The sequence below is a fragment of the Enterobacter sp. 725m/11 genome (assembly GCF_011683705.1).
Lineage (GTDB): Bacteria > Pseudomonadota > Gammaproteobacteria > Enterobacterales > Enterobacteriaceae > Enterobacter > Enterobacter bugandensis.
In genome coordinates this window covers 1-26,135 of the sequence record NZ_JAAQOK010000059.1, presented here as the reverse complement: position 1 = coordinate 26,135, position 26,135 = coordinate 1, and the positions used below count along the sequence as shown (strand labels likewise).

Here is a 26,135-nt window from a genome sequence, read left to right as displayed (position 1 = left end):
GCGATGGACGACGGTCTGCGTTTCGCAATCCGTGAAGGCGGCCGTACCGTTGGCGCGGGCGTTGTTGCTAAAGTTCTGGGCTAATTAATTATCCCTGAATAAAAAAGGACGCTTCGGCGTCCTTTTTTGTTTTCTGTACCTTTCCTTGTCACAAAATTTCGCATTTTTTAACCGCTCCCGGCCCGTATCCTGGCGTATGTGCTATTGTAATCATAACCATTCTCACTTACACTTTGCGCATATTTTGAACGGGAGTCTCTATGTACGTTTGTTTATGTAATGGTGTAAGCGACAAGAAAATTCGTCAGGCCGTTCGCCAGTTTCAGCCACAATCTTTCCAGCAGCTTCGCAAATTTGTTCCGGTGGGAAATCAATGCGGTAAATGCGTTCGCGCAGCGCGTGAGATCATGCAGGACGAACTGATGCAGATCCCGGAATTCAAAGAGATCGCGTAAGCCTCTATCTTTTTTTTGACATCCCCGTAGCCCGTTCTACGCTTCAATGAGTGGAAGCGGAGGGACTATATAATGAAAGGTGATGTTAAAATCATAAGTTATCTCAATAAATTATTGGGAAATGAGCTTGTCGCAATCAACCAGTACTTTCTTCACGCGAGAATGTTTAAAAACTGGGGTCTGACACGTCTGAATGACGTTGAGTACCATGAATCTATAGATGAAATGAAACACGCCGATAAATACATCGAGCGTATCTTATTCCTTGAAGGCATCCCAAATCTGCAGGATCTCGGCAAGCTGGGCATCGGTGAGGATGTCGAAGAGATGCTGCGTTCTGACCTCCGGCTGGAGCTGGAAGGTGCGAAAGATCTGCGCGAAGCCATTGCTTATGCTGACAGCGTCCATGACTATGTGAGCCGCGATATGATGATCCAGATCCTTGCCGATGAAGAAGGCCACATTGACTGGCTGGAAACCGAGCTGGATCTCATTAGCAAAATTGGCCTTCAGAACTACCTACAGTCTCAGATCAAAGTGGAAAATTAATCAGATTTTCCCATCCAACGCATAAACCCGCTGCTGCCAGAAATGGTCCAAAAGGCAGTGGGTTTTTTAATGCTCCTTTATCTGAGGTGAGAAACGAAAACACAAGAATGCAAAGCAGCGCCATAAGCGCGGCGAGTAACGCCAGCGTAGGCAGTATGCACCAGCCATGCCACGCACCAAGTGCTGCCAGATACTTCACATCGCCATATCCCATTCCTTCCCGCCGGCAGATAAGCCGATAGCCCCAGTAAATCGTGGCAAAACCAAGATATCCAGCCACCGCTCCCATTACGGCACTCGGCAGAAAATCAGGATGGATAAAGACCTGGTAGAGCAGGCCCGTCCAGAGCAGCGGGCAGAGAAATTTATCGGGCAGCAAACCGTCGCGAATATCAGCGCGTACGAGTAGGGCCGTCAGAGAAAAATAGATCATCAGGAAGGGGAGGGGGGTTAGCATGGAAAAGGCCTCAAAAGGTTTTGAGCGCATACTCGTTACAATCTGCCTGTCCGGCAACGCACAAAAACAGCAATTGCGTAGCGGCTTCAAATAAAAAAATTCAGAAAGGATATACGGCGTAAAAAGTTGCGCAGTCCTACGCATACTGAGCCTTTGACGCTTAATTTCTAAACGGCACTTGCGTCTTTCTCTGATTTACGTATAATGCGCGGGCTTGTCGTAATTGACGGCGGGTTCAATCAGAACCAGAGTAGCTCATTTTGTTACTCAACAATGCTCCCAATTGGGGGGCTACGTAAGAACGGTTACACTCTCCCATCAATCGTAATGGGTTTGAGGAGTAATCATTTTCGTTTATAAAATAATTGGAGCTCTGGTCTCATGCAGAACCAAAGAATCCGTATCCGCCTTAAAGCGTTTGATCATCGTCTGATCGATCAATCAACCGCGGAAATCGTCGAGACTGCTAAGCGCACTGGTGCGCAAGTCCGTGGTCCGATCCCGCTGCCGACCCGCAAAGAGCGCTTCACCGTTCTGATCTCCCCGCACGTCAACAAAGACGCGCGCGATCAGTACGAAATCCGCACTCACAAGCGTCTGGTTGACATCGTTGAGCCAACTGAGAAAACCGTTGATGCTCTGATGCGTCTGGATCTGGCTGCCGGTGTAGACGTGCAGATCAGCCTGGGTTAATCAGGTCATCGAGCGATTGAGAGGTTGAAACAATGATTGGTTTAGTCGGTAAAAAAGTGGGTATGACCCGCATCTTCACTGAAGATGGCGTTTCTATCCCAGTAACCGTAATCGAAGTTGAAGCAAACCGCGTTACTCAGGTTAAAGATCTGGCTAACGATGGCTACCGCGCTATTCAGGTTACCACTGGTGCTAAAAAAGCTAACCGTGTAACCAAACCAGAAGCGGGTCACTTCGCTAAAGCTGGCGTAGAAGCTGGCCGTGGTCTGTGGGAATTCCGTCTTGCTGAAGGCGAAGAGTTCACCGTAGGTCAGGACATTAGCGTTGAGCTGTTTGCTGACGTTAAAAAAGTTGACGTAACCGGTACCTCTAAAGGTAAAGGTTTTGCTGGTACCGTTAAGCGCTGGAACTTCCGTACCCAGGACGCTACTCACGGTAACTCCTTGTCTCACCGCGTTCCGGGTTCTATCGGTCAGAACCAGACTCCGGGCAAAGTGTTCAAAGGCAAGAAAATGGCAGGTCAGCTGGGTAACGAACGTGTAACCGTTCAGAGCCTGGACGTAGTACGTGTTGACGCTGAGCGCAACCTGCTGCTGGTTAAAGGTGCGGTCCCGGGTGCAACCGGTAGCGACCTGATCGTTAAACCAGCTGTGAAGGCGTAAGGGGATAGCAATGGAATTAGTATTGAAAGACGCGCAGAGCGCGCTGACTGTTTCCGAAACTACCTTCGGTCGTGATTTCAACGAAGCGCTGGTTCACCAGGTTGTTGTTGCTTATGCAGCTGGTGCTCGTCAGGGTACTCGTGCTCAGAAGACTCGTGCTGAAGTAACTGGTTCTGGCAAAAAGCCATGGCGCCAGAAAGGTACCGGCCGTGCGCGTTCAGGTTCTATCAAGAGCCCGATCTGGCGTTCAGGTGGCGTGACCTTCGCTGCGCGTCCACAGGACCACAGTCAAAAAGTTAACAAAAAGATGTACCGCGGCGCGCTGAAAAGCATCCTGTCCGAACTGGTACGTCAGGATCGTCTGATCGTTGTCGAGAAGTTCTCTGTTGAAGCGCCTAAAACTAAGCTGCTGGCACAGAAACTGAAAGACATGGCTCTGGAAGATGTGCTGATCATCACCGGTGAGCTGGACGAGAACCTGTTCCTGGCCGCACGTAACCTGCACAAGGTTGACGTACGCGATGCGACTGGTATCGACCCGGTTAGCCTGATCGCCTTCGACAAAGTCGTAATGACTGCTGATGCTGTTAAGCAAGTTGAGGAGATGCTGGCATGATTCGTGAAGAACGTCTGCTGAAGGTGCTTCGCGCACCGCACGTTTCTGAAAAAGCGTCTACTGCGATGGAAAAAACAAACACCATCGTTCTCAAAGTTGCTAAAGACGCGACCAAAGCAGAGATCAAAGCTGCTGTGCAGAAACTGTTTGAAGTCGAAGTCGAAGTCGTTAACACCCTGGTAGTTAAAGGGAAAGTTAAACGTCACGGACAGCGTATCGGTCGTCGTAGCGACTGGAAAAAAGCTTACGTCACCCTGAAAGAAGGCCAGAACCTGGACTTCGTTGGCGGCGCTGAGTAAGTCGGAGGAGTAATACAATGGCAGTTGTTAAATGTAAACCGACATCTCCGGGTCGTCGCCACGTAGTTAAAGTGGTTAACCCTGAGCTGCACAAGGGCAAACCTTTTGCTCCGTTGCTGGAAAAAAACAGCAAATCCGGTGGTCGTAACAACAATGGCCGTATCACCACTCGTCACATCGGTGGTGGCCACAAGCAGGCTTATCGTATTGTTGACTTCAAACGCAACAAAGACGGTATCCCAGCAGTTGTTGAACGTCTTGAGTACGATCCGAACCGTTCCGCGAACATCGCGCTGGTTCTGTACAAAGACGGCGAACGCCGTTACATCCTGGCCCCTAAAGGCCTGAAAGCTGGCGACCAGATTCAGTCTGGCGTTGATGCTGCAATCAAAGCAGGCAACACCCTGCCGATGCGCAATATCCCGGTTGGTTCTACCGTTCATAACGTAGAAATGAAACCAGGTAAAGGCGGTCAGCTGGCACGTTCCGCTGGTACTTACGTTCAGATCGTTGCGCGTGACGGTGCTTATGTCACCCTGCGTCTGCGTTCTGGTGAAATGCGTAAAGTCGAAGCAGACTGCCGCGCTACTCTGGGCGAAGTTGGCAATGCTGAGCATATGCTGCGCGTTCTGGGTAAAGCTGGTGCTGCACGCTGGCGTGGTGTTCGTCCTACCGTTCGCGGTACTGCGATGAACCCAGTCGACCACCCACATGGTGGTGGTGAAGGTCGTAACTTTGGTAAGCACCCGGTAACTCCGTGGGGCGTTCAGACCAAAGGTAAGAAGACCCGCAGCAACAAGCGTACTGATAAATTTATCGTACGTCGCCGTAGCAAATAATTTTAGAGGATAAGCCATGCCACGTTCTCTCAAGAAAGGTCCTTTTATTGACCTGCACTTGCTGAAGAAGGTAGAGAAAGCGGTGGAAAGCGGAGACAAGAAGCCCCTGCGCACTTGGTCCCGTCGTTCAACGATCTTTCCTAACATGATCGGTTTGACCATCGCTGTCCATAATGGTCGTCAGCACGTTCCAGTCTTTGTTACCGACGAAATGGTTGGTCACAAACTGGGTGAATTCGCACCGACTCGTACTTATCGCGGCCACGCTGCTGATAAAAAAGCGAAGAAGAAATAAGGTAGGAGGAAGAGATGGAAACTTTAGCTCAACATCGCCATGCTCGTTCTTCTGCACAGAAGGTTCGCCTTGTTGCTGACCTGATTCGCGGTAAGAAAGTGTCGCAGGCCCTGGACATCCTGACCTATACCAACAAGAAAGCTGCGGTATTGGTCAAGAAAGTACTGGAATCTGCCATTGCTAACGCTGAACACAACGATGGCGCTGACATCGACGATCTGAAAGTCGCGAAAATTTTCGTAGATGAAGGCCCAAGCATGAAGCGCATTATGCCGCGTGCGAAAGGTCGTGCAGATCGCATCCTGAAGCGCACCAGCCACATTACTGTGGTTGTGTCCGATCGCTGAGACTCTGGAGACTAGCAATGGGTCAGAAAGTACATCCTAATGGTATTCGCCTGGGTATTGTAAAACCATGGAACTCTACCTGGTTTGCGAACACCAAAGAATTCGCTGACAACCTGGACAGCGATTTTAAAGTACGTCAGTACCTGACTAAGGAACTGGCTAAAGCGTCTGTATCTCGTATCGTTATCGAGCGTCCAGCGAAGAGCATCCGTGTGACTATTCACACTGCTCGTCCTGGCATCGTTATCGGTAAGAAAGGCGAAGACGTAGAAAAACTGCGCAAGGTCGTAGCGGATATCGCTGGCGTTCCTGCACAGATCAATATCGCTGAAGTTCGTAAGCCTGAACTGGACGCTAAATTGGTTGCTGACAGCATCACTTCTCAGCTGGAACGTCGTGTTATGTTCCGTCGTGCTATGAAGCGTGCTGTACAGAACGCAATGCGTCTGGGCGCTAAAGGTATCAAAGTTGAAGTTAGCGGCCGTCTGGGCGGCGCGGAAATCGCACGTACCGAATGGTACCGTGAAGGTCGCGTACCGCTGCACACTCTGCGTGCTGACATCGACTACAACACCTCTGAAGCGCACACCACTTACGGTGTAATCGGCGTTAAGGTATGGATCTTCAAAGGTGAGATCCTGGGTGGTATGGCTGCTGTTGAACAACCGGAAAAACCGGCTGCTCAACCTAAAAAGCAGCAGCGTAAAGGCCGTAAATAAGGAGCGTCGCTGATGTTACAACCAAAGCGTACAAAATTCCGTAAAGTGCACAAAGGCCGCAACCGTGGTCTGGCGCAGGGTACGGATGTTAGCTTCGGCACTTTCGGTCTGAAAGCTGTTGGCCGTGGTCGTCTGACTGCACGTCAGATCGAAGCAGCACGTCGTGCAATGACCCGTGCAGTTAAGCGTCAAGGTAAGATCTGGATCCGTGTATTCCCGGACAAACCGATCACCGAGAAGCCACTGGAAGTTCGTATGGGTAAAGGTAAAGGTAACGTGGAGTACTGGGTTGCCTTGATCCAACCGGGCAAAGTCCTTTATGAAATGGACGGTGTTCCGGAAGAGCTGGCCCGTGAAGCCTTCGGCCTGGCAGCAGCGAAACTGCCTATCAAAACCACCTTTGTAACTAAGACGGTGATGTAATGAAAGCAAAAGAGCTGCGTGAAAAAAGCGTTGAAGAGCTGAACGCTGAGCTGCTGAACCTGCTGCGTGAGCAGTTCAACCTGCGCATGCAGGCTGCAAGTGGCCAGCTGCAACAGACTCACCTGCTGAAGCAAGTGCGTCGCAATGTTGCACGCGTTAAGACTTTACTGACTCAGAAGGCGGGTGCGTAATGACCGATAAAATCCGTACTCTGCAAGGTCGTGTTGTTAGCGACAAAATGGAGAAATCCATTGTTGTAGCTATCGAACGTATTGTGAAACACCCGATCTACGGTAAATTCATCAAGCGTACGACCAAACTGCACGTACATGACGAGAACAACGAATGTGGTATCGGCGACAAGGTTGAAATCCGTGAATGCCGTCCACTGTCCAAGACTAAGTCCTGGACGCTGGTTCGCGTTGTAGAGAAAGCGGTTCTGTAATACAGTACGCCTTCTCAATACGAATAAACGGCTCAGCGATGAGCCGTTTATTTTTTCTACCCATATTGCAGAAGCGGTGTTATAATGCCGCGCCCTCGATATGGGGCTTTTTAACGGCTCTGATTTTAGAGTCTCAGGTAGTAGTTGACATTAGCGGAGCACTAAAATGATCCAAGAACAGACTATGCTGAACGTCGCCGACAACTCCGGTGCACGTCGCGTAATGTGTATCAAGGTTCTGGGTGGCTCGCACCGTCGCTACGCAGGCGTAGGCGACATCATCAAGATCACCATCAAGGAAGCAATTCCTCGTGGTAAGGTCAAAAAAGGTGATGTGCTGAAGGCGGTAGTGGTGCGCACCAAGAAGGGTGTTCGTCGCCCTGACGGTTCTGTCATTCGCTTCGATGGTAATGCATGCGTTATTTTAAACAATAACAGCGAGCAGCCTATCGGCACGCGTATCTTTGGGCCGGTAACTCGTGAACTTCGTACTGAGAAGTTCATGAAAATTATCTCTCTGGCACCAGAAGTACTCTAAGGAGCGAATCATGGCAGCGAAAATCCGTCGTGATGACGAAGTTATCGTGTTAACCGGTAAAGATAAAGGTAAACGCGGTAAAGTAAAAAATGTTCTGTCTTCCGGCAAACTTGTCGTTGAAGGTATCAACCTGGTTAAGAAACATCAGAAGCCGGTTCCGGCCCTGAACCAACCAGGCGGCATCGTTGAAAAAGAAGCTGCTATCCAGGTTTCTAACGTTGCAATCTTCAATGCGGCTACCGGTAAGGCTGACCGTGTAGGCTTTAGATTCGAAGACGGAAAAAAAGTCCGTTTCTTCAAGTCTAACAGCGAAACTATCAAGTAATTTGGAGTAGTACGATGGCGAAACTGCATGATTACTACAAAGACGAAGTAGTTAAGAAACTCATGACCGAGTTTAACTACAATTCTGTCATGCAAGTCCCTCGGGTCGAGAAGATCACCCTGAACATGGGTGTTGGTGAAGCGATCGCTGACAAGAAACTGCTGGATAACGCAGCAGCTGATCTGACAGCAATCTCCGGTCAAAAACCGCTGATCACCAAAGCACGCAAATCTGTTGCAGGCTTCAAAATCCGTCAGGGCTATCCGATCGGCTGTAAAGTAACTCTGCGTGGCGAACGCATGTGGGAGTTCTTTGAGCGCCTGATCACTATTGCTGTTCCACGTATCCGTGACTTCCGTGGCCTGTCCGCGAAGTCTTTCGACGGTCGTGGTAACTACAGCATGGGTGTCCGTGAGCAGATCATCTTCCCAGAAATCGACTACGATAAAGTCGACCGCGTGCGTGGTTTGGATATTACCATTACCACTACTGCGAAATCTGACGAAGAAGGCCGTGCTCTGCTGGCTGCCTTTGACTTCCCGTTCCGCAAGTAAGGTAGGGTTACTGAATGGCTAAGCAATCAATGAAAGCACGCGAAGTAAAGCGCGTAGCTTTAGCTGATAAATTCTTCGCTAAACGCGCTGAACTGAAAGCGATCATTTCTGATGTGAACGCTTCCGACGAAGATCGTTGGAATGCGGTTCTCAAGCTGCAGTCTCTGCCGCGTGATTCCAGCCCGTCTCGTCAGCGTAACCGCTGTCGTCAAACAGGTCGTCCACATGGTTATGTGGGCAAGTTTGGGTTGAGCCGTATCAAACTGCGTGAAGCCGCCATGCGCGGTGAAGTGCCAGGCTTGAAAAAGGCTAGCTGGTAATTACCAATTGAATCACGGGAGTAAAGACAGATGAGCATGCAAGATCCGATCGCGGATATGCTGACCCGTATCCGTAACGGTCAGGCCGCGAACAAAGTTGCGGTCACCATGCCTTCCGCCAAGCTGAAAGTGGCAATTGCCAACGTGCTGAAGGAAGAAGGTTTTATCGAAGATTTTAAAGTTGAAGGCGACACCAAGCCGGAACTGGAACTTACTCTCAAGTATTTCCAGGGTAAAGCTGTTGTAGAAAGCATTCAGCGTGTCAGCCGCCCAGGTCTGCGCATCTATAAGAAAAAAGATGAGCTGCCAAAAGTTATGGCTGGCCTTGGTATCGCAGTTGTTTCTACCTCTAAAGGTGTTATGACTGATCGTGCAGCGCGCCAGGCTGGTCTTGGTGGCGAAATTATCTGCTACGTAGCCTAATCGGAGGAAAGAATGTCTCGTGTTGCTAAAGCACCGGTCGTTATTCCTGCCGGCGTTGATGTAAAAATCGACGGTCAGGTTATTACGATCAAAGGTAAAAACGGCGAGCTGACTCGTACCCTCAACAAAGCTGTTGAAGTTAAACATGCAGATAACGCTCTGACCTTCGGTCCACGTGATGGTTTCGTGGATGGATGGGCTCAGGCTGGTACCGCGCGTGCCCTGCTGAACTCAATGGTTGTTGGTGTTACCGAAGGCTTCACTAAAAAGCTTCAGCTGGTTGGTGTAGGTTATCGTGCAGCTATCAAAGGGAATGCAGTAGGCCTGTCTCTGGGCTTCTCACACCCTGTTGAGCATCCGCTGCCGGCCGGTATCACTGCAGAATGTCCGACTCAAACTGAAATCGTGCTGAAAGGCGCTGATAAACAGCTGATCGGTCAGGTTGCAGCAGATCTGCGCGCCTACCGTCGTCCTGAGCCTTACAAAGGCAAGGGTGTTCGTTACGCCGACGAAGTCGTGCGTACCAAAGAGGCTAAGAAGAAGTAAGGTAACACTATGGATAAGAAATCTGCTCGTATCCGTCGTGCGACCCGCGCACGCCGCAAGCTCAAAGAGCTGGGTGCAACTCGCCTGGTGGTACATCGTACCCCGCGTCATATTTACGCACAGGTAATTGCACCGAACGGTTCTGAAGTTCTGGTAGCTGCTTCTACTGTAGAAAAAGCTATCTCAGAACAATTGAAGTACACCGGTAACAAAGACGCCGCTGCAGCTGTAGGTAAAGCTGTTGCAGAACGCGCTCTGGAAAAAGGCATCAGCAATGTTTCCTTTGACCGTTCCGGGTTCCAATATCATGGTCGTGTCCAGGCACTGGCAGATGCTGCCCGTGAAGCTGGCCTTCAGTTCTAAGGTAGAGGTGTAAGATGGCTCACATCGAAAAACAGGCTGGCGAACTGCAGGAAAAGCTGATCGCGGTAAACCGCGTATCTAAAACCGTTAAAGGTGGTCGTATTTTCTCCTTCACAGCTCTGACTGTAGTAGGCGATGGTAACGGTCGCGTTGGTTTTGGTTACGGTAAAGCGCGTGAAGTTCCAGCAGCGATCCAGAAAGCGATGGAAAAAGCCCGTCGCAATATGATTAACGTCGCGCTGAACAACGGCACCCTGCAGCACCCAGTTAAAGGTGTTCACACGGGTTCTCGTGTATTCATGCAGCCAGCTTCAGAAGGTACCGGTATCATCGCCGGTGGTGCAATGCGCGCCGTTCTGGAAGTTGCTGGGGTTCATAACGTTCTGGCTAAAGCATATGGTTCCACCAACCCGATCAACGTGGTTCGTGCAACTATTGATGGCCTGGAAAATATGAATTCTCCAGAAATGGTCGCTGCCAAGCGTGGTAAATCCGTTGAAGAAATTCTGGGGTAATTGACCATGGCAAAGACTATTAAAATCACTCAAACCCGCAGTGCAATCGGTCGTCTGCCGAAACACAAGGCAACGCTGCTTGGCCTGGGTCTGCGTCGTATTGGTCATACCGTTGAGCGCGAGGATACTCCTGCTGTTCGTGGTATGGTCAACGCGGTTTACTTCATGGTTAAAGTTGAGGAGTAAGAGATGCGTTTAAATACTCTGTCTCCGGCCGAAGGCTCTAAAAAGGCGGGTAAACGCCTGGGTCGTGGTATCGGTTCTGGCCTCGGCAAAACCGGTGGTCGTGGTCACAAAGGTCAGAACTCTCGTTCTGGCGGTGGCGTACGTCGCGGTTTCGAGGGTGGCCAGATGCCACTGTACCGTCGTCTGCCGAAGTTCGGCTTCACCTCTCGCAAAGCAGCGATCACAGCGGAAATCCGTCTGTCTGACCTGGCGAAAGTTGAAGGCGGCGTTGTAGACCTGAACACGCTGAAAGCGGCTAACATTATCGGTATTCAGATCGAGTTCGCGAAAGTGATCCTGTCTGGTGAAGTTTCTACTCCGGTAACTGTTCGTGGCCTGCGTGTTACTAAAGGTGCTCGTGCTGCTATCGAAGCTGCTGGCGGTAAAATTGAGGAATAAGTAGCAGATGGCTAAGCAACCGGGATTAGATTTTCAAAGTGCCAAAGGTGGATTTGGCGAGCTGAAACGCAGACTGCTGTTTGTTATCGGCGCGCTGATTGTGTTCCGTATTGGCTCTTTTATTCCGATCCCTGGTATCGATGCCGCTGTACTTGCCAAACTGCTTGAGCAACAGCGAGGCACCATCATTGAAATGTTCAACATGTTCTCTGGTGGTGCTCTCAGCCGTGCTTCTATCTTTGCTCTGGGTATTATGCCGTACATTTCGGCATCGATTATTATCCAGCTGCTGACGGTCGTTCATCCGGCCCTGGCAGAGCTGAAGAAAGAAGGGGAGTCTGGACGTCGTAAGATTAGTCAGTACACCCGTTACGGTACTCTGGTGCTGGCAATATTCCAGTCGATCGGTATTGCTACCGGTCTGCCGAATATGCCTGGTATGCAGGGCCTGGTATTAAACCCAGGCTTTGCATTCTATTTCACCGCTGTTGTTAGTCTGGTCACAGGGACGATGTTCCTGATGTGGCTCGGCGAACAGATTACTGAGCGTGGTATCGGTAACGGTATCTCAATCATTATCTTCGCCGGTATCGTTGCGGGACTCCCGCCGGCCATCGCCCATACTATCGAGCAAGCGCGTCAAGGCGACCTGCACTTCCTCCTGTTGCTGTTGGTTGCAGTATTAGTATTTGCAGTGACGTTCTTTGTTGTCTTCGTTGAACGTGGTCAACGCCGCATTGTGGTGAACTACGCTAAGCGTCAGCAGGGTCGTCGTGTCTATGCTGCACAGAGCACACATTTACCGCTGAAAGTGAATATGGCGGGGGTTATCCCGGCTATCTTCGCTTCCAGTATTATTCTGTTCCCGGCAACCATCGCGTCATGGTTCGGGGGCGGTACTGGTTGGAACTGGCTGACAACAATTTCGCTGTATTTGCAGCCTGGGCAACCACTTTATGTGTTACTCTATGCGTCTGCGATCATCTTCTTCTGTTTCTTCTACACGGCGTTGGTCTTCAACCCGCGTGAAACAGCAGATAACCTGAAGAAGTCCGGTGCATTTGTACCAGGAATTCGTCCGGGAGAGCAAACGGCGAAGTATATCGATAAAGTAATGACCCGCCTGACTTTGGTTGGTGCGCTTTATATTACTTTTATCTGCCTGATCCCGGAGTTCATGCGTGATGCAATGAAAGTACCGTTCTACTTCGGTGGGACCTCACTGCTTATCGTTGTTGTCGTGATTATGGACTTTATGGCTCAAGTGCAAACTCTGATGATGTCCAGTCAGTATGAGTCTGCATTGAAGAAGGCGAACCTGAAAGGCTACGGCCGCTAATTGGTCGCCTGAGAAGTTACGGAGAGTAAAAATGAAAGTTCGTGCTTCCGTCAAGAAATTATGCCGTAACTGCAAAATCGTTAAGCGTGATGGTGTCATCCGTGTGATTTGCAGTGCCGAGCCGAAGCATAAACAGCGCCAAGGCTGATTATTTCGCATATTTTTCTTGCAAAGTTGGGTTGAGCTGGCTAGATTAGCCAGCCAATCTTTTGTATGTCTGTACGTTTCCATTTGAGTATCCTGAAAACGGGCTTTTCAGCATGGTGCGTACATATTAAATAGTAGGAGTGCATAGTGGCCCGTATAGCAGGCATTAACATTCCTGATCAGAAACATGCTGTGATCGCATTAACTTCGATCTACGGCATCGGCAAGACCCGTTCTAAAGCCATCCTGGCTGCAGCGGGTATCGCTGAAGATGTTAAGATCAGTGAGCTGTCTGAAGGACAAATCGACACGCTGCGTGACGAAGTTGCCAAATTTGTCGTTGAAGGTGATCTGCGCCGTGAAATCAGCATGAGCATCAAGCGCCTGATGGATCTTGGTTGCTATCGCGGTTTGCGTCATCGTCGTGGTCTGCCAGTACGCGGTCAGCGTACTAAGACCAACGCACGTACCCGTAAGGGTCCGCGCAAACCGATCAAGAAATAATCGGGGTGATTGAATAATGGCAAAGGCACCAGTTCGTGCACGTAAACGTGTAAGAAAACAAGTCTCTGACGGCGTGGCTCATATCCATGCTTCTTTCAACAACACCATCGTTACTATTACTGATCGTCAGGGTAACGCATTGGGTTGGGCAACAGCCGGTGGTTCCGGTTTCCGTGGTTCTCGCAAATCCACTCCGTTCGCAGCTCAGGTTGCAGCAGAGCGTTGCGCTGAAGCCGTAAAAGAATACGGCATCAAGAATCTGGAAGTTATGGTTAAAGGTCCGGGTCCGGGTCGTGAATCTACTGTTCGCGCTCTGAACGCCGCTGGTTTCCGCATCACGAATATTACTGATGTGACTCCGATCCCTCATAACGGTTGTCGTCCGCCGAAAAAACGTCGCGTATAACGCTCGTTTTTTAGGTTAGTTGGAGATAGAAAATGGCAAGATATTTGGGTCCTAAGCTCAAGCTGAGCCGTCGTGAGGGCACCGACTTATTCCTTAAGTCTGGCGTTCGCGCGATCGATACCAAGTGTAAAATTGAACAAGCTCCTGGCCAGCACGGTGCGCGTAAACCGCGTCTGTCTGACTATGGTGTGCAGTTGCGTGAAAAGCAAAAAGTTCGCCGTATGTACGGTGTGCTGGAGCGTCAGTTCCGTAACTACTATAAAGAAGCAGCACGTCTGAAAGGCAACACAGGTGAAAACCTGCTGGCTCTGCTGGAAGGTCGTCTGGACAACGTTGTATACCGTATGGGCTTCGGCGCTACTCGTGCTGAATCACGTCAGCTGGTTAGCCACAAAGCAATCATGGTAAACGGTCGTGTTGTTAACATCGCTTCTTATCAGGTTAAAGCGAATGACGTTGTTAGCATTCGTGAGAAAGCGAAAAAGCAATCTCGCGTGAAGGCCGCTCTGGAGCTGGCTGAGCAGCGTGAAAAGCCAACCTGGCTGGAAGTTGATGCTGGCAAGATGGAAGGTACGTTCAAGCGTCAGCCTGAGCGTTCTGATCTGTCTGCGGACATTAACGAACACCTGATCGTCGAGCTTTACTCCAAGTAAAGCTTAGTACCAAAGAGAGGACACAATGCAGGGTTCTGTGACAGAGTTTCTAAAACCGCGCCTGGTAGATATCGAGCAAGTGAGTTCGACGCACGCCAAGGTGACCCTTGAGCCTTTAGAGCGTGGCTTTGGCCATACTCTGGGTAACGCACTGCGCCGTATTCTGCTCTCATCGATGCCGGGTTGCGCGGTGACCGAGGTTGAGATTGATGGTGTACTTCATGAGTACAGCACCAAAGAAGGCGTTCAGGAAGATATCCTTGAAATCCTGCTCAACCTGAAAGGGCTGGCGGTGAGAGTTCAGGGTAAAGATGAAGTTATTCTTACTCTGAATAAATCTGGCATTGGCCCTGTGACTGCAGCCGACATCACCCACGACGGTGATGTTGAAATCGTCAAGCCGCAGCACGTGATCTGCCACCTGACCGATGAGAACGCAGCTATTAGCATGCGTATCAAAGTTCAGCGCGGTCGTGGTTATGTGCCGGCTTCTGCCCGAATTCATTCGGAAGAAGATGAGCGCCCAATCGGCCGTCTGCTGGTCGACGCATGCTACAGCCCTGTAGAGCGTATTGCCTACAATGTTGAAGCAGCGCGTGTAGAACAGCGTACCGACCTGGACAAGCTGGTCATCGAAATGGAAACCAACGGCACAATCGATCCTGAAGAGGCGATTCGTCGTGCGGCAACCATCCTGGCAGAACAACTGGAAGCTTTCGTTGACTTACGTGATGTACGTCAGCCAGAAGTGAAAGAAGAGAAACCAGAATTCGATCCGATCCTGCTGCGCCCTGTTGACGATCTCGAATTGACTGTCCGCTCTGCTAACTGCCTCAAGGCAGAAGCTATCCACTATATCGGTGATCTGGTACAGCGTACCGAGGTTGAGTTGCTGAAAACGCCGAACCTGGGTAAAAAATCTCTTACCGAGATTAAAGACGTGCTGGCTTCACGTGGTCTGTCTCTGGGCATGCGCCTGGAAAACTGGCCACCGGCAAGCATTGCTGACGAGTAACCGGATCACAGGTTAAGGTTTTACTGAGAAGGATAAGGTCATGCGCCATCGTAAGAGTGGTCGTCAACTGAACCGCAACAGCAGCCATCGCCAGGCTATGTTCCGCAACATGGCAGGTTCACTGGTTCGTCATGAAATCATCAAGACGACCCTGCCTAAAGCGAAAGAGCTGCGTCGCGTAGTTGAGCCGCTGATTACTCTTGCCAAGACTGACAGCGTTGCTAATCGTCGTCTGGCATTCGCCCGTACTCGTGATAACGAGATCGTGGCAAAACTGTTTAACGAACTGGGCCCGCGTTTCGCGAGCCGTGCCGGTGGTTACACTCGCATTCTGAAGTGTGGTTTCCGTGCAGGCGACAACGCGCCGATGGCTTACATCGAGCTGGTTGATCGTTCAGAGAAAGCAGAAGCTGCTGCAGAGTAATCTGCAGTAACGTAAAAAAACCCGCCTCGGCGGGTTTTTTTATATCCGCATTATCCCCACTTCTCTACAATACCTGTATCAATTTTGTTCATCCCCTGGAGCTGATGATGTGGTTGCTTGACCAATGGGCAGAACGCCATATTCGCGATGCCCAAAGTAAAGGCGATTTCGACAATCTTCCCGGGAGCGGCGAACCTCTTGAACTGGAAGATGATTCGCATGTTGCGCCTGAACTCCGGGCTGGATACCGTTTGCTAAAAAATGCTGGCTGCCTCCCGCCCGAGCTTGAGCAGCGCAGAGAGGCTGTTGAACTTGTCGATCTTCTAAAAGGGATCCGTCAGGACGATCCTCGACATAAAGAACTTAGCCGCAGGCTTGCTCTGATAGAGCTCAAGCTGCGCCAGGCAGGAATGAGCACGGAATTCCTGCATGGGGAATACGGTGAAATATTGATGAAGAAGATAAACGAGGAGTAGCGATGTACCGTATCGGTGAACTTGCAAAGCTCGCGAACGTAACGCCGGACACTATCCGATATTACGAAAAGCAGCAGATGATCGATCATGAGGTACGCACGGAAGGCGGCTTTCGGCTTTATACCGATAACGATCTGCAGCGTCTGAGATTCATACGCTACGCCCGACAGCTTGGCTTCACGCTTGATTCGATCCGCGAGTTATTATCGATCCGCATCGATCCTGAGCATCACACTTGTCAGGAATCCAAAAGCATCGTGCAAGCCCGGCTTGAAGAAGTTGAAGCCCGTATTCTGGAACTGCAAACCATGCAGCGCTCTTTGCAAAGGTTGAATGATGCCTGCTGCGGAACGGCTCATAGCAGTATTTATTGTTCAATTCTGGAAGCCCTCGAACAGGGAGCCAGTGGAGAAACTCGGGGATGTTGATTTTTAATCTACTCGGGTCTAGACTTCCGTCGTCATAAACCATGCTCAGGAGAAATTATGAGCCGCTATCAGCACACGAAGGGACAAATTAAAGATAATGCCATCGAGGCTTTACTTCACGACCCGCTTTTTCGACAGCGCGTTGAAAAGAATAAAAAAGGGAAGGGGAGTTATCTGCGTAAAGACAAACATGCAAAACGGGGTAACTGGGAGGCCAGTGGCAAGCAAGCGAAGCGCTTATTTACCACTGGCCTTCCTGTTTTTAACTGCTGATTAAACGCGGTTATTCTGCTCTTTTAACAGATCGCGAATTTCACTCAGTAACACTTCTTCTTTCGTTGGTGCAGGCGCTGCTGCTGGCTCTTCTTTTTTACGGTTGAGCCGGTTAATCAGCTTGATAGCCATAAAGATAGCAAACGCCACAATCACGAAATCAAATACGTTCTGGATAAACACGCCGTAGTGCATTACTACTGCCGGGATATCACCCTGGGCTTCACGCAGCGTGAACGCGAACTGTTTGAAATCAATGCCCCCGATTAGCAGCCCTAAAGGTGGCATGATGATGTCCGCTACTAATGATGAAACAATCTTGCCGAATGCCGCACCAATAATGACACCCACAGCCAAATCAACCACGTTCCCGCGCATCGCAAATTCGCGAAATTCTTTAATAAAACTCATTATGTTCTCCTTGTGCCAGCTGACGACTATAAGTTTAACAAATGATTAGCCAATTGCCATGCGGGATAATTAAACGTTATGAAAATAAAAGGCACAGAAATAAAGAGGGTAAAGTGCGGGGCTCTATTGAGAGCCCCGACGTATTAAAGGAAGAATGGACTAGGCTGGAATAAACGTTCGACGTCGGTAATAAATTTTTTATCGGTAAGGAACATAATTACGTGGTCGCCTTGCTCAATACGCAAATTATCATTGGCGATCATAACGTCATTCCCGCGCACTACGGCGCCGATAATAGTGCCCGGCGGCAGCTTAATTTCGTCGATGGCGCGGCCCACAACGCGTGACGTGGTTTCATCTCCATGAGCTACCGCTTCAATGGCTTCTGCCACCCCGCGACGCAGAGATGAAACGCCGACAATGTCCGCTTTACGTACATGGCTCAGCAGAGCGGAAATGGTCGCCTGCTGCGGTGAAATGGCAATATCAATAACGCTGCCCTGAACCAGGTCGACATACGCCTTGCGCTGGATAAGCACCATGACCTTCTTTGCTCCCATACGTTTGGCGAGCATGGCGGACATAATATTCGCCTCGTCATCGTTGGTGACGGCAATAAAGAGATCAACTTGATCAATATGCTCTTCAGCCAATAATTCCTGATCCGACGCATCGCCATAAAATACGATCGTATTTTGCAGTTTTTCCGCCAGCTCAGAAGCACGCTGTTGATCGCGCTCGATCAATTTCACGCTGTAGTCTTTTTCCAGCCTTCGCGCCAGGCCCGCGCCGATATTGCCACCGCCGACCAGCATAATGCGTTTATAAGGCTTTTCGAGACGCTGCAACTCACTCATCACCGCACGAATATGCTGAGAGGCCGCAATGAAGAAGACCTCATCCCCCGCTTCGACAATCGTGGAGCCTTGAGGGCGAATAGGTCTGTCGTGGCGGAAAATGGCGGCAACGCGCGTATCGATATGCGGCATGTGCTCACGCATTGTTGAAAGCGCATTGCCGATCAACGGGCCGCCGTAATAGGCCTTAACGACGGCAAGACTGACCTTACCTTCGGCAAAGTTCACCACCTGCAGTGCGCCTGGATATTCGATCAGACGATAGATATTGTCGATAACCAGCTGTTCTGGCGCGATGAGATGGTCAATAGGAACCGCTTCTGAATTAAAGAGCTTCTCAGCATCGCGGACATAGTCCGGAGAACGGATGCGCGCGATTCGGTTAGGGGTGTTGAAAAGCGAGTAGGCTACCTGACAGGCCACCATATTGGTTTCGTCAGAACTGGTCACCGCAACGAGCATGTCTGCATCGTCGGCGCCGGCCTCGCGTAGCACGCGCGGGTGTGAGCCATGGCCCTGCACAACGCGAAGGTCAAATTTGTCCTGTAAAACGCGCAGACGATCCCCGTTGGTATCAACGATTGTGATGTCGTTGTTTTCGCCAACCAGGTTTTCCGCCAGCGTTCCGCCCACTTGTCCTGCGCCCAGAATGATAATTTTCATATCTCGTGACCTGTTCTCAACATCACTCTTTGATTAGCTTAGCGTAAAAGAAGCCATCGCCTTCTTCCGGGCCCGGCAGGTTTTGCTGACCCGGGCATTCAGGCGTTCCCGTATCGCGCAGCGTTGCGTCCGGGGTACGTTTAAGGAAGGCCGCGATTTGCTGGCTGTTTTCTTCTGGCAATACGGAGCAGGTTGCATAAACCAGCGTGCCGCCGGGTTTAAGATGTGGCCAGATTGCGTCAAGTATGTCCGATTGCAGTTGGGCAAGTTCCTTGATATCGCGATCGCGGCGCAGCCACTTGATATCCGGATGGCGACGAATCACGCCTGTTGCAGAGCAGGGCGCATCCAGCAAAATGCGGTCAAACTGGGTTTCACCACACCATTCTGCGGGCTTGCGTCCGTCGCCCTGCTTAACCTGAGCCTTCATGCCCAGACGCTTGAGGTTGTCGTAGACGCGTGACAGGCGCTGCTCATCGACATCCACGGCCATTACGCTGGCCTGCGGAGCCACTTCAAGAATGTGCGTTGTTTTTCCGCCAGGCGCGGCGCAAAGATCGAGGATCTGTTCCCCGTTTGCTGGTTCAAGCCAGGTCATGCAACCCTGAGCCGAGGCATCCTGTACGGTCACCCAGCCTTCATCAAAACCAGGTAAAGCATGTACCGGTGCAGGGGAGGCTAAACGCACGGCATCCGGATAGGCTGCATGCGTGAATCCACTCATTCCGGTTTCTTCCAGTAATGCCAGCCATGCGTCACGGGTGTGGTGATTACGGTTGACGCGTAACCACATCGGTGGGCGTTGATTATTCGCTTCGGCAATGTTTTGCCATTGCTGCGGATACGCTTTTTTAAGGCGATTCAGCAGCCAGTCCGGGTGCAGAAAACGTGTTTCGCTTTGTGCAAATTCAGCCAGTAGCTCATCCTGCTGACGCTGGAACTGACGCAGTACGCCGTTGATCAGCCCTTTCAACTGAGGGCGTTTAATCGCAACGGCACCTTCCACCGTTTCAGCCAGCGCGGCGTGAGGTGGAATGCGGGTATGAAGAAGCTGATAAAACCCCACCATAATCAAATAATGTACGGTGCGCTGTTTGCCAGTCATTGGGCGCGACATCAGCTTATTAATGAGCCACTCAAGCTGAGAAAGGGTGCGCAGGACGCCAAAGCAGAGTTCCTGGAGCAGGGCTTTGTCTTTATCAGATACCTTTTGTTGCAGGGGAGGCAGGATGTTACTCAATGACTGACCCTGCTCGATAACCTGCTCAACGGCTTTGGCCGCCATACTGCGTAGATTTTGTTTTTTCATAACTATAAAAATAAAAATGCCCGGAAACACCGGGCTTTAAGCATATATTGGATTAGGCAAGACGATTACCCGGTATAAACCATTCGCGACGGGAATTTAATAGATCCTGAGCGCTCATGGCTTTCTTACCGGCCGGTTGCAGCGATTCAAGATTCAGGATCCCTTCTGCTGTCGCAACCTGGATACCGTTCTTGCTGGCGTCGATAATCGTGCCGGGTTCAGCAGCCGTATTGCCATTAATGACTGACGCTTTCCAGACTTTCACTGGCTGCTCATCAATCTCCATCCAGCTCATCGGCCACGGATTAAAAGCGCGGATGCAGCGTTCAAGTTGAGCGGCAGACAAGGACCAGTCGAGCCGGGCTTCTTCTTTACTCAGTTTTTCAGCATACGTCACCAGCGTCTCATCCTGAACTTCCGGTTTCGCCGTATTGTCAGCAAGCTGCTGCAGCGTCTCGATAAGCCCTTGCGGACCGAGGCCTGCAAGTTTGTCATACAGCGTAGCGCTGGTATCGTCTGCAGTAATAGGGCACGCCAGTTTATGCAGCATGTCGCCAGTGTCTAAACCTACGTCCATCTTCATGATTGTGACGCCGGTTTCAGCATCCCCCGCCCACAGGGAGCGCTGGATAGGTGCCGCACCACGCCAGCGCGGGAGCAAGGAGCCATGCACGTTGATACAACCCAGACGAGGCATATCAAGCACCGCTTTTGGCAGAATTAAACCGTAAGCCACCACGACCATTACGTCGGCGTTCAGGTCAGCAACCAGCTGCTGATTTTCCTGAGGGCGTAAGGATGCGGGCTGGAAAACAGGAAGCCCATGCTCTTCTGCCAGCACCTTTACCGGGCTCGGCATCAGTTTTTTACCGCGACCAGCCGGACGGTCCGGCTGGGTAAAGACGCCGACAACCTGGTGACCAGAAGATAACAGCGCGTCAAGATGACGCGCTGCAAAATCAGGGGTTCCCGCGAAGATAATACGTAGTGTTTTAGACACGATGATCCTTGTATCCGGGGGGACGTTATGCGCGAGAGCGCAAACGATCCAGTTTCTCTACTTTTTGACGAATACGCTGCTGTTTCAACGGCGAGAGGTAATCGATAAACAGCTTACCGACCAGGTGATCCATCTCATGCTGAATGCAAATTGCCAGCAGGTCATCTGCTTCCAGTTCGAACGGATTACCGTCACGATCCAAAGCGCGAATTTTCACTTTTTCGGCACGTGGCACCAAAGCGCGCTGTTCCGGAATAGAAAGACAACCTTCCTCAATGCCCGTTTCACCGCTCTTCTCAAGCAATTCAGGGTTGATCAGCACCAGACGCTCATCGCGATTTTCAGAAACGTCGATCACGATAATACGCTTGTGAATGTCTACCTGCGTCGCCGCCAGGCCAATGCCTTCTTCGGCGTACATGGTATCGAACATATCATCAACGATACGCTGGATTTCTGCATTCACTTCTTTAACCGGTTCAGCGACGATGCGAAGGCGCTCGTCCGGAATATGTAACACTTGCAAAACTGCCATAAATTTCCAGAGTCGTGTTCAGGAGTTGATAAGAATATTACTTCTATTCTAGACAAATCCCGGGTCGATTGACAGCATCAGTGACCAATCGCAATGATTGCGCAGGCCGCTTATGGCAGGGGGAAAGGATGACGTCTATCGAGATATGGCTACGGCTAATACACACAGGTTCATTATGTGGCGATGGAATGCTGGAAGCGGCTGCACGGCTGCACAAGCAAAAAAATATCGATGCTTCCGCTGTCAGAGACGCCGGGCTGTCAGCAAAACAGGCTGAACGGTTCTTTGCTCCAGATGAGGGTGAGCTGGAGCGAAGTCTGGTGTGGCTTGAGCAGCCGGGAAATCATTTATTGACGGCAACCCATCCGCTTTATCCTCCTTTACTTCGAGCAATTCCTGATTATCCCGGTGCATTATTCGTAAAAGGTAACCCTGAAACGCTTAATGCTGCCCAGCTGGCGGTCGTGGGTAGCCGTGCGCCGTCATGGTATGGAGAACGATGGGGGAAAATTCTGTGCGAACAACTTTCGCAAAGTGGTTTCACAATCACCAGCGGACTGGCCTGCGGTATAGACGGTGTTGCTCACAACGCCGCGCTGTCTGTAAAAGGGCGTAGCGTGGCCGTACTGGGGAATGGCCTGTTTAGCATTTATCCCCGTCGGCATCAGGCGCTGGCTATGCGGCTTATCGAAGCTGACGGGGCGATAGTGTCTGAGTTCCCTCTTTCGGCGCAGCCCCGGCCGGCAAACTTTCCGCGTCGTAATCGAATCATCAGCGGGCTTAGCCAGGGTGTATTGGTCGTTGAAGCGGCAGTGCGAAGCGGCTCGCTGGTCACTGCACGATGCGCGCTCGATCAGGGGAGGGAGGTTTTCGCCTTACCCGGCCCGATTGGTAACCCGGGGTGTGAAGGACCACACTGGCTGATAAAGCAGGGTGCGACGCCGGTAACAGAAGCGCGGGACATTCTTGAAAATTTGCAATATGGCTTGCAATGTCTGCAGGAAGATCCCGAAAAGCGACATTATTCATCAGATCAGGGAAAGGTGGCATTGCCATTTCCCAAGCTCCTGGCTAACGTAGGAGATGAGGTAACACCTGTTGACGTTGTCGCTGAACGTGCCGGCCAACCTGTGCCAGTAACGGTAGCACAGCTACTCGAACTGGAGTTAGCAGGGTGGATCGCAGCTGTACCCGGCGGCTATGTCCGATTAAGGAGGGCATGCCATGTTCGACGTACTGATGTATTTGTTTGAGACTTACATCCATAACGAAGCAGAAATGCGAGTGGATCAGGACAAATTGACACAGGATCTTACCGATGCGGGGTTTGAGCGGGAAGATATCTATAATGCGTTGATGTGGCTGGAAAAACTGGCTGATTATCAGGAAGGCCTCGCCGAACCGATGCAGCTTGCTTCTGACCCGTTGTCAGTACGCATTTATACCGCAGAAGAGTGTGAAAGGCTGGACGCCAGCTGCCGGGGATTCATCTTATTCCTTGAGCAGATTCAGGTGCTGAACCTCGAAACGAGAGAAATGGTGATAGAGCGTGTCATGGCGCTGGATACGGCAGAATTTGAACTGGAAGATCTGAAATGGGTGATTCTGATGGTTCTGTTTAATATCCCGGGCTGTGAAAATGCCTATCAGCAAATGGAAGAATTACTCTTTGAAGTGAATGAAGGTATGCTGCATTAATTCTATGTGTAGCACCAAGAGTTGTTATGGCCAAATCAGCACTATTCACGGTGCATAAAAACGAGCCCTGCCCGCAGTGCGGGGCTGAACTTGTTATTCGGTCCGGGAAACACGGCCCGTTTCTCGGTTGTTCACACTATCCGGAATGTGATTATGTCCGTCCTCTGAAAAGCCAGGCGGATGGACATATCGTCAAAATTCTGGAAGGACAGCTATGTCCTCTTTGTGGTGGTGAACTAGCGCTACGTCAGGGCCGTTTCGGTATGTTTATTGGCTGTAGCCGTTATCCGGAATGTGAGCATACGGAACAAATTGATAAGCCTGATGAAACGGCTATTGCGTGTCCTCAGTGTCAGCGCGGTCAGTTGGTACAGCGCCGTTCCCGCTATGGTAAGACCTTCCATTCCTGCGATCGCTACCCTGAATGCCAGTTCGTTATCAATTTCAAACCGGTAGCGGGCGTCTGCCCTCATTGCAACTATCCGCTACTTATCGAGAAGAAAACGGCGCAAGGTATGAAACGCTTCTGCGCCAGCAAACAATGTGGAAAGCCGGTAACGGCGGATCAAAATAGTGAATAATAACCTGCCATCAGGCTCCATTGCTTATGCAGTGGACGTACTAAAAAATGAAAAAGTCATCGCCTATCCAACTGAAGCTGTTTTTGGAGTCGGTTGCGACCCTGACAGCGAGACGGCTGTGAGCCGCCTGCTTGCCTTAAAACAAAGACCCGTAGAGAAAGGGTTGATTTTGATAGCTGCGAATTACGAGCAGCTTAAGCCCTACATTGATGACTCTATGCTGACACCGGCGCAGCGCGAAACTATTTTCTCCGCATGGCCAGGACCGGTGACCTTTGTTTTCCCGGCGCAGCCGACAACACCGCGCTGGCTGACCGGACGCTTTGATTCCCTCGCCGTTCGCGTCACCGATCATCCTCTGGTGGTTGAGCTTTGCCTGGCATTTGGTAAACCGCTGGTCTCAACCAGCGCCAACCTGACCGGATTGCCACCTTGTCGTACAACCGAAGAAGTGTTGGCACAGTTCGGAAATGACTTCCCGGTTGCTGTTGGAGAGACGGGAGGACGCCTGAATCCGTCTGAAATTCGCGACGCTTTGACCGGCGAACGTTTTCGCCAGGGGTAATCTCATGGAAACCTATGCTGTTTTTGGTAATCCGATTGCACACAGCAAGTCACCGCTGATCCATCAGCAATTTGCGGAGCAACTGCAGATAAATCATCCCTATGGCCGCGTACTGGCACCGGTAGATGCATTTATTCCAACGCTCGAGGCTTTTTTCGCCGCAGGTGGCAAAGGTGCGAATGTGACGGTTCCTTTTAAAGAGGAAGCTTTCGAACGTGCTGATGAACTGACCGAGCGCGCTTCTCTTGCTGGTGCAGTAAATACCCTAAAACAGCTTGAGGACGGACGTCTTCTGGGCGACAACACCGACGGAATAGGTTTGCTGAGCGATCTGGAACGACTGTCGTTTATTAAACCTGGGTTCCGGGTCCTGCTGATTGGTGCGGGTGGCGCATCGCGGGGAGTACTGTTACCTCTGCTTTCTCTGGACTGTGCGGTGACCATTACCAACCGAACTTTTTCCCGGGCAGAAGCGCTGGCGGCGTTGTTTGCGCATACCGGCAGCGTAAGTGCGGTAGCGCTTGACGATCTTGCCGAACGTGAGTTCGATCTTGTCATTAATGCCACATCCAGCGGCATCAGTGGCGAAATCCCGGCGATCCCCGCTTCGCTGGTCAGCGCGCACATGTACTTCTATGACATGTTCTATCAGAAAGGGAATACGCCCTTCCTGAACTGGTGCGAACAACACGGTGCGAAACAGTTAGCCGATGGGCTGGGAATGCTGGTGGGGCAGGCTGCGCATGCGGTACTGCTCTGGCACGGGGTGTTGCCTGCAGTCGAGCCTGTCATTGAAAAGCTAAAGCAGGAGCTTTCGGCGTGAATCAGGCTATTCATTTCCCGGACAGAGAGAGCTGGGATGAGCATAAGCAGGCGGTCTGTTTTCCGGTGCTGGTGCAGGGTATGCAGCTTACCTGTGCCATCCATGGAGAAGCGCTGTTACATCGTTTTGGCGGCACAGACCCGATAGCCGTTTTTTGCGAAAATCGCTGGGATCTGGAAGAGGAAGCCAGCGATTTAATCCGCGAGCAGCAGGAAGACGATCAGGGGTGGGTTTGGTTATCCTGATCCAAATAGTCATTCTTCCATTTTACGTAGTTGTTCGCCGAGTATTTTAATCCTTCGATCTCTGCCTCCTTCAGGGGGCGGATCTGTTTTACCGGGCTTCCCAGATAGAGATAACCACTTTCCAGACGTTTGTTCTGCGGAACCAGGCTACCGGCCCCAATCATTACGTCTTCTTCTACTATCACGCCATCCAGCAAAATCGATCCCATGCCAACAAGCACCCGATTACCGATAGTGCAGCCGTGAAGCATCACTTTATGTCCGACGGTAACATCTTCTCCAATGATGAGGGGATTGCCCTCCGGGTTATAAGAGGATTTGTGCGTAACATGCAGAACGCAACCGTCCTGAATATTGGTACGGGCACCGATCGACACATAATTTACATCTCCCCTGATGGCGACGAGCGGCCAGATACTGACGTCATCGGCCATTCGGACATCACCAATGACCACGCTGGTGGCATCGATCATCACGCGATCGCCTTTTTGGGGGAACAGATCTTTATAAGGGCGTAACACTGCAGACATAACTACCTCTAAGGATGAGCGCTATATGGAAGACTTGATCATATTATTGGATCGAGGCAAGGCAAAATGCGTCAATATTTAAGCAGATCGGGCGGGATTTCAGCGAAAAGCGCGGAAAATCAGCAGTCGAAAAAAAAGATCTAAAAAACACTTGTGCTAAAAATTGGGATCCCTATAATGCGCCTCCATCGACACGGCGGATGTGAATCACTTCACAGTTAACCCGGTCGGTTGAAGAGAAAAAAT

At 50.8% G+C, this 26,135-nt stretch carries 47 protein-coding genes; 40 read left to right on the top strand and 7 right to left on the bottom strand.

Annotated elements, in window-relative coordinates; all coding sequences use genetic code 11:
- The 3 genes from HBA26_RS19990 to bfr form a co-directional block, all read left to right on the top strand.
- Positions 1–84, top strand: an 84-nt coding sequence (locus tag HBA26_RS19990) for a hypothetical protein (RefSeq protein ID WP_000740160.1), incomplete at its 5' end; no start/stop codon positions are given.
- Positions 85–260: 176 nt separating this feature from the next.
- A complete protein-coding gene (gene bfd / locus HBA26_RS19985) occupies positions 261–455 on the top strand; it encodes a bacterioferritin-associated ferredoxin (RefSeq protein ID WP_003863268.1) in 195 nt (64 codons plus the stop codon).
- A 72-nt stretch (positions 456–527) separates the two neighbouring features.
- A complete protein-coding gene (bfr, locus tag HBA26_RS19980; RefSeq protein WP_028014636.1) occupies positions 528–1,004 on the top strand; it encodes a bacterioferritin in 477 nt (158 codons plus the stop codon).
- Here bfr and HBA26_RS19975 read toward each other — a convergent pair.
- Positions 988–1,461, bottom strand: coding sequence for an A24 family peptidase (locus HBA26_RS19975; RefSeq protein ID WP_126346150.1), 474 nt, complete (start codon positions 1,459–1,461; stop codon positions 988–990). The two genes, bfr and HBA26_RS19975, sit on opposite strands and share 17 nt — an antisense overlap.
- Positions 1,462–1,842: 381 nt before the next feature.
- Here HBA26_RS19975 and rpsJ point away from each other — a divergent pair, with 381 nt between their 5' ends.
- The 31 genes from rpsJ (at position 1,843) to HBA26_RS19820 (ending at position 16,672) form a co-directional block, all read left to right on the top strand.
- Complete coding sequence (gene rpsJ, locus HBA26_RS19970; RefSeq protein ID WP_001181005.1) at positions 1,843–2,154, top strand: 30S ribosomal protein S10; 312 nt, start codon at positions 1,843–1,845, stop codon at positions 2,152–2,154.
- A 32-nt stretch (positions 2,155–2,186) separates the two neighbouring features.
- Complete coding sequence (gene rplC / locus HBA26_RS19965) at positions 2,187–2,816, top strand: 50S ribosomal protein L3 (RefSeq protein WP_003863274.1); 630 nt, start codon at positions 2,187–2,189, stop codon at positions 2,814–2,816.
- Between the two features lie 10 nt (positions 2,817–2,826).
- Entirely contained in the window at positions 2,827–3,432 is a 606-nt protein-coding gene (gene rplD / locus HBA26_RS19960; protein ID WP_000424395.1) for a 50S ribosomal protein L4, read from the top strand.
- The gene (rplW, locus tag HBA26_RS19955; RefSeq protein WP_000617546.1) at positions 3,429–3,731 is read left to right on the top strand and encodes a 50S ribosomal protein L23; all 303 of its coding nucleotides are present in this window, start codon (positions 3,429–3,431) and stop codon (positions 3,729–3,731) included. The genes rplD and rplW overlap by 4 nt, the downstream gene beginning before the upstream one ends.
- Before the next feature lie 17 nt (positions 3,732–3,748).
- Complete coding sequence (gene rplB, locus HBA26_RS19950; protein WP_000301859.1) at positions 3,749–4,570, top strand: 50S ribosomal protein L2; 822 nt, start codon at positions 3,749–3,751, stop codon at positions 4,568–4,570.
- A gap of 16 nt (positions 4,571–4,586) precedes the next feature.
- Positions 4,587–4,865 (top strand): 30S ribosomal protein S19, encoded by a 279-nt coding sequence (gene rpsS / locus HBA26_RS19945; RefSeq protein ID WP_001138117.1) that lies wholly within the window; start codon positions 4,587–4,589, stop codon positions 4,863–4,865.
- A gap of 14 nt (positions 4,866–4,879) precedes the next feature.
- The gene (gene rplV, locus HBA26_RS19940) at positions 4,880–5,212 is read left to right on the top strand and encodes a 50S ribosomal protein L22 (protein ID WP_002919773.1); all 333 of its coding nucleotides are present in this window, start codon (positions 4,880–4,882) and stop codon (positions 5,210–5,212) included.
- A 17-nt stretch (positions 5,213–5,229) separates the two neighbouring features.
- The gene (gene rpsC, locus HBA26_RS19935; RefSeq protein ID WP_000529945.1) at positions 5,230–5,931 is read left to right on the top strand and encodes a 30S ribosomal protein S3; all 702 of its coding nucleotides are present in this window, start codon (positions 5,230–5,232) and stop codon (positions 5,929–5,931) included.
- Between the two features lie 12 nt (positions 5,932–5,943).
- Positions 5,944–6,354, top strand: coding sequence for a 50S ribosomal protein L16 (gene rplP / locus HBA26_RS19930; protein ID WP_002919759.1), 411 nt, complete (start codon positions 5,944–5,946; stop codon positions 6,352–6,354).
- On the top strand, positions 6,354–6,545 hold the full coding sequence (rpmC, locus tag HBA26_RS19925) for a 50S ribosomal protein L29 (protein WP_003863282.1): 192 nt from the start codon (positions 6,354–6,356) through the stop codon (positions 6,543–6,545). The genes rplP and rpmC overlap by 1 nt, the downstream gene beginning before the upstream one ends.
- A complete protein-coding gene (rpsQ, locus tag HBA26_RS19920) occupies positions 6,545–6,799 on the top strand; it encodes a 30S ribosomal protein S17 (protein ID WP_008503489.1) in 255 nt (84 codons plus the stop codon). The genes rpmC and rpsQ overlap by 1 nt, the downstream gene beginning before the upstream one ends.
- 166 nt (positions 6,800–6,965) lie before the next feature.
- Positions 6,966–7,337, top strand: a complete 372-nt coding sequence (gene rplN / locus HBA26_RS19915) for a 50S ribosomal protein L14 (protein ID WP_002919748.1) — start codon at positions 6,966–6,968, stop codon at positions 7,335–7,337.
- A 10-nt stretch (positions 7,338–7,347) separates the two neighbouring features.
- Positions 7,348–7,662: a 50S ribosomal protein L24 gene (rplX, locus tag HBA26_RS19910; protein ID WP_003863287.1), complete on the top strand. Its 315-nt coding sequence runs from the start codon at positions 7,348–7,350 to the stop codon at positions 7,660–7,662.
- Positions 7,663–7,676: 14 nt separating this feature from the next.
- On the top strand, positions 7,677–8,216 hold the full coding sequence (gene rplE / locus HBA26_RS19905; RefSeq protein WP_001096202.1) for a 50S ribosomal protein L5: 540 nt from the start codon (positions 7,677–7,679) through the stop codon (positions 8,214–8,216).
- 14 nt (positions 8,217–8,230) lie between these two features.
- Positions 8,231–8,536 (top strand): 30S ribosomal protein S14, encoded by a 306-nt coding sequence (gene rpsN / locus HBA26_RS19900; protein WP_003863291.1) that lies wholly within the window; start codon positions 8,231–8,233, stop codon positions 8,534–8,536.
- 30 nt (positions 8,537–8,566) lie between these two features.
- Positions 8,567–8,959, top strand: a complete 393-nt coding sequence (rpsH, locus tag HBA26_RS19895; protein WP_006178918.1) for a 30S ribosomal protein S8 — start codon at positions 8,567–8,569, stop codon at positions 8,957–8,959.
- 12 nt (positions 8,960–8,971) lie between these two features.
- Positions 8,972–9,505 carry a 50S ribosomal protein L6 gene (rplF, locus tag HBA26_RS19890; RefSeq protein ID WP_003863296.1) on the top strand — a complete coding sequence of 178 codons (534 nt, stop codon included), beginning with the start codon at positions 8,972–8,974 and terminating at the stop codon, positions 9,503–9,505.
- 9 nt (positions 9,506–9,514) lie between these two features.
- Positions 9,515–9,868: a 50S ribosomal protein L18 gene (gene rplR, locus HBA26_RS19885; protein WP_003863297.1), complete on the top strand. Its 354-nt coding sequence runs from the start codon at positions 9,515–9,517 to the stop codon at positions 9,866–9,868.
- Positions 9,869–9,882: 14 nt separating this feature from the next.
- Positions 9,883–10,383: a 30S ribosomal protein S5 gene (rpsE, locus tag HBA26_RS19880; protein WP_003863299.1), complete on the top strand. Its 501-nt coding sequence runs from the start codon at positions 9,883–9,885 to the stop codon at positions 10,381–10,383.
- A 6-nt stretch (positions 10,384–10,389) separates the two neighbouring features.
- Positions 10,390–10,569: a 50S ribosomal protein L30 gene (gene rpmD, locus HBA26_RS19875; RefSeq protein ID WP_003863301.1), complete on the top strand. Its 180-nt coding sequence runs from the start codon at positions 10,390–10,392 to the stop codon at positions 10,567–10,569.
- 3 nt (positions 10,570–10,572) lie between these two features.
- Positions 10,573–11,007 (top strand): 50S ribosomal protein L15, encoded by a 435-nt coding sequence (gene rplO / locus HBA26_RS19870; RefSeq protein ID WP_014885468.1) that lies wholly within the window; start codon positions 10,573–10,575, stop codon positions 11,005–11,007.
- A gap of 7 nt (positions 11,008–11,014) precedes the next feature.
- Positions 11,015–12,346 (top strand): preprotein translocase subunit SecY, encoded by a 1,332-nt coding sequence (gene secY, locus HBA26_RS19865; RefSeq protein WP_003863305.1) that lies wholly within the window; start codon positions 11,015–11,017, stop codon positions 12,344–12,346.
- A gap of 31 nt (positions 12,347–12,377) precedes the next feature.
- Positions 12,378–12,494, top strand: coding sequence for a 50S ribosomal protein L36 (gene rpmJ, locus HBA26_RS19860; protein WP_000868187.1), 117 nt, complete (start codon positions 12,378–12,380; stop codon positions 12,492–12,494).
- 146 nt (positions 12,495–12,640) lie between these two features.
- Positions 12,641–12,997 carry a 30S ribosomal protein S13 gene (gene rpsM, locus HBA26_RS19855; RefSeq protein WP_013099021.1) on the top strand — a complete coding sequence of 119 codons (357 nt, stop codon included), beginning with the start codon at positions 12,641–12,643 and terminating at the stop codon, positions 12,995–12,997.
- Between the two features lie 16 nt (positions 12,998–13,013).
- Positions 13,014–13,403 (top strand): 30S ribosomal protein S11, encoded by a 390-nt coding sequence (gene rpsK / locus HBA26_RS19850; protein WP_003863312.1) that lies wholly within the window; start codon positions 13,014–13,016, stop codon positions 13,401–13,403.
- A gap of 32 nt (positions 13,404–13,435) precedes the next feature.
- Positions 13,436–14,056, top strand: coding sequence for a 30S ribosomal protein S4 (rpsD, locus tag HBA26_RS19845; protein ID WP_004868345.1), 621 nt, complete (start codon positions 13,436–13,438; stop codon positions 14,054–14,056).
- 25 nt (positions 14,057–14,081) lie between these two features.
- Positions 14,082–15,071, top strand: coding sequence for a DNA-directed RNA polymerase subunit alpha (gene rpoA, locus HBA26_RS19840; RefSeq protein WP_002919219.1), 990 nt, complete (start codon positions 14,082–14,084; stop codon positions 15,069–15,071).
- A gap of 40 nt (positions 15,072–15,111) precedes the next feature.
- Positions 15,112–15,495, top strand: a complete 384-nt coding sequence (gene rplQ, locus HBA26_RS19835; RefSeq protein WP_001216368.1) for a 50S ribosomal protein L17 — start codon at positions 15,112–15,114, stop codon at positions 15,493–15,495.
- 107 nt (positions 15,496–15,602) lie between these two features.
- The gene (locus HBA26_RS19830) at positions 15,603–15,971 is read left to right on the top strand and encodes a DUF1992 domain-containing protein (protein WP_063944208.1); all 369 of its coding nucleotides are present in this window, start codon (positions 15,603–15,605) and stop codon (positions 15,969–15,971) included.
- Between the two features lie 2 nt (positions 15,972–15,973).
- Complete coding sequence (zntR, locus tag HBA26_RS19825; protein ID WP_063438075.1) at positions 15,974–16,399, top strand: Zn(2+)-responsive transcriptional regulator; 426 nt, start codon at positions 15,974–15,976, stop codon at positions 16,397–16,399.
- A 57-nt stretch (positions 16,400–16,456) separates the two neighbouring features.
- Positions 16,457–16,672 carry an alternative ribosome-rescue factor A gene (locus HBA26_RS19820; protein WP_063438076.1) on the top strand — a complete coding sequence of 72 codons (216 nt, stop codon included), beginning with the start codon at positions 16,457–16,459 and terminating at the stop codon, positions 16,670–16,672.
- Here the strand turns inward: HBA26_RS19820 and mscL are convergent, their stop codons facing one another.
- From mscL to def, 5 genes are all read right to left on the bottom strand, one after another.
- Positions 16,673–17,083: a large-conductance mechanosensitive channel protein MscL gene (gene mscL / locus HBA26_RS19815; RefSeq protein WP_028014631.1), complete on the bottom strand. Its 411-nt coding sequence runs from the start codon at positions 17,081–17,083 to the stop codon at positions 16,673–16,675.
- Between the two features lie 143 nt (positions 17,084–17,226).
- Positions 17,227–18,603, bottom strand: a complete 1,377-nt coding sequence (trkA, locus tag HBA26_RS19810; protein WP_014885463.1) for a Trk system potassium transporter TrkA — start codon at positions 18,601–18,603, stop codon at positions 17,227–17,229.
- A gap of 22 nt (positions 18,604–18,625) precedes the next feature.
- Positions 18,626–19,912: a 16S rRNA (cytosine(967)-C(5))-methyltransferase RsmB gene (gene rsmB, locus HBA26_RS19805; protein WP_126346149.1), complete on the bottom strand. Its 1,287-nt coding sequence runs from the start codon at positions 19,910–19,912 to the stop codon at positions 18,626–18,628.
- Between the two features lie 52 nt (positions 19,913–19,964).
- Positions 19,965–20,912 carry a methionyl-tRNA formyltransferase gene (gene fmt, locus HBA26_RS19800; RefSeq protein WP_045630328.1) on the bottom strand — a complete coding sequence of 316 codons (948 nt, stop codon included), beginning with the start codon at positions 20,910–20,912 and terminating at the stop codon, positions 19,965–19,967.
- Between the two features lie 25 nt (positions 20,913–20,937).
- On the bottom strand, positions 20,938–21,447 hold the full coding sequence (def, locus tag HBA26_RS19795) for a peptide deformylase (RefSeq protein WP_006812188.1): 510 nt from the start codon (positions 21,445–21,447) through the stop codon (positions 20,938–20,940).
- A 128-nt stretch (positions 21,448–21,575) separates the two neighbouring features.
- Here def and dprA point away from each other — a divergent pair, with 128 nt between their 5' ends.
- Genes dprA through HBA26_RS19765 form a run of 6 tightly spaced genes read left to right on the top strand, consistent with a single transcriptional unit; the run spans position 21,576 to position 25,359 of the window.
- Positions 21,576–22,700 carry a DNA-protecting protein DprA gene (gene dprA, locus HBA26_RS19790; RefSeq protein WP_059355522.1) on the top strand — a complete coding sequence of 375 codons (1,125 nt, stop codon included), beginning with the start codon at positions 21,576–21,578 and terminating at the stop codon, positions 22,698–22,700.
- The gene (smg, locus tag HBA26_RS19785; RefSeq protein WP_008503477.1) at positions 22,672–23,145 is read left to right on the top strand and encodes a DUF494 family protein Smg; all 474 of its coding nucleotides are present in this window, start codon (positions 22,672–22,674) and stop codon (positions 23,143–23,145) included. Before dprA ends, smg begins: the two co-directional genes overlap by 29 nt.
- A gap of 26 nt (positions 23,146–23,171) precedes the next feature.
- Complete coding sequence (locus tag HBA26_RS19780; protein ID WP_028014627.1) at positions 23,172–23,726, top strand: type I DNA topoisomerase; 555 nt, start codon at positions 23,172–23,174, stop codon at positions 23,724–23,726.
- Positions 23,719–24,291, top strand: coding sequence for an L-threonylcarbamoyladenylate synthase type 1 TsaC (gene tsaC / locus HBA26_RS19775; protein ID WP_048960224.1), 573 nt, complete (start codon positions 23,719–23,721; stop codon positions 24,289–24,291). Before HBA26_RS19780 ends, tsaC begins: the two co-directional genes overlap by 8 nt.
- Before the next feature lie 4 nt (positions 24,292–24,295).
- The gene (gene aroE / locus HBA26_RS19770; RefSeq protein ID WP_063944206.1) at positions 24,296–25,114 is read left to right on the top strand and encodes a shikimate dehydrogenase; all 819 of its coding nucleotides are present in this window, start codon (positions 24,296–24,298) and stop codon (positions 25,112–25,114) included.
- Positions 25,111–25,359, top strand: coding sequence for a DUF1488 domain-containing protein (locus HBA26_RS19765; protein ID WP_028014624.1), 249 nt, complete (start codon positions 25,111–25,113; stop codon positions 25,357–25,359). The genes aroE and HBA26_RS19765 overlap by 4 nt, the downstream gene beginning before the upstream one ends.
- Here the strand turns inward: HBA26_RS19765 and HBA26_RS19760 are convergent.
- Positions 25,335–25,889, bottom strand: a complete 555-nt coding sequence (locus tag HBA26_RS19760; RefSeq protein WP_126346148.1) for a gamma carbonic anhydrase family protein — start codon at positions 25,887–25,889, stop codon at positions 25,335–25,337. The two genes, HBA26_RS19765 and HBA26_RS19760, sit on opposite strands and share 25 nt — an antisense overlap.
- Positions 25,890–26,135 lie beyond the last annotated feature (246 nt).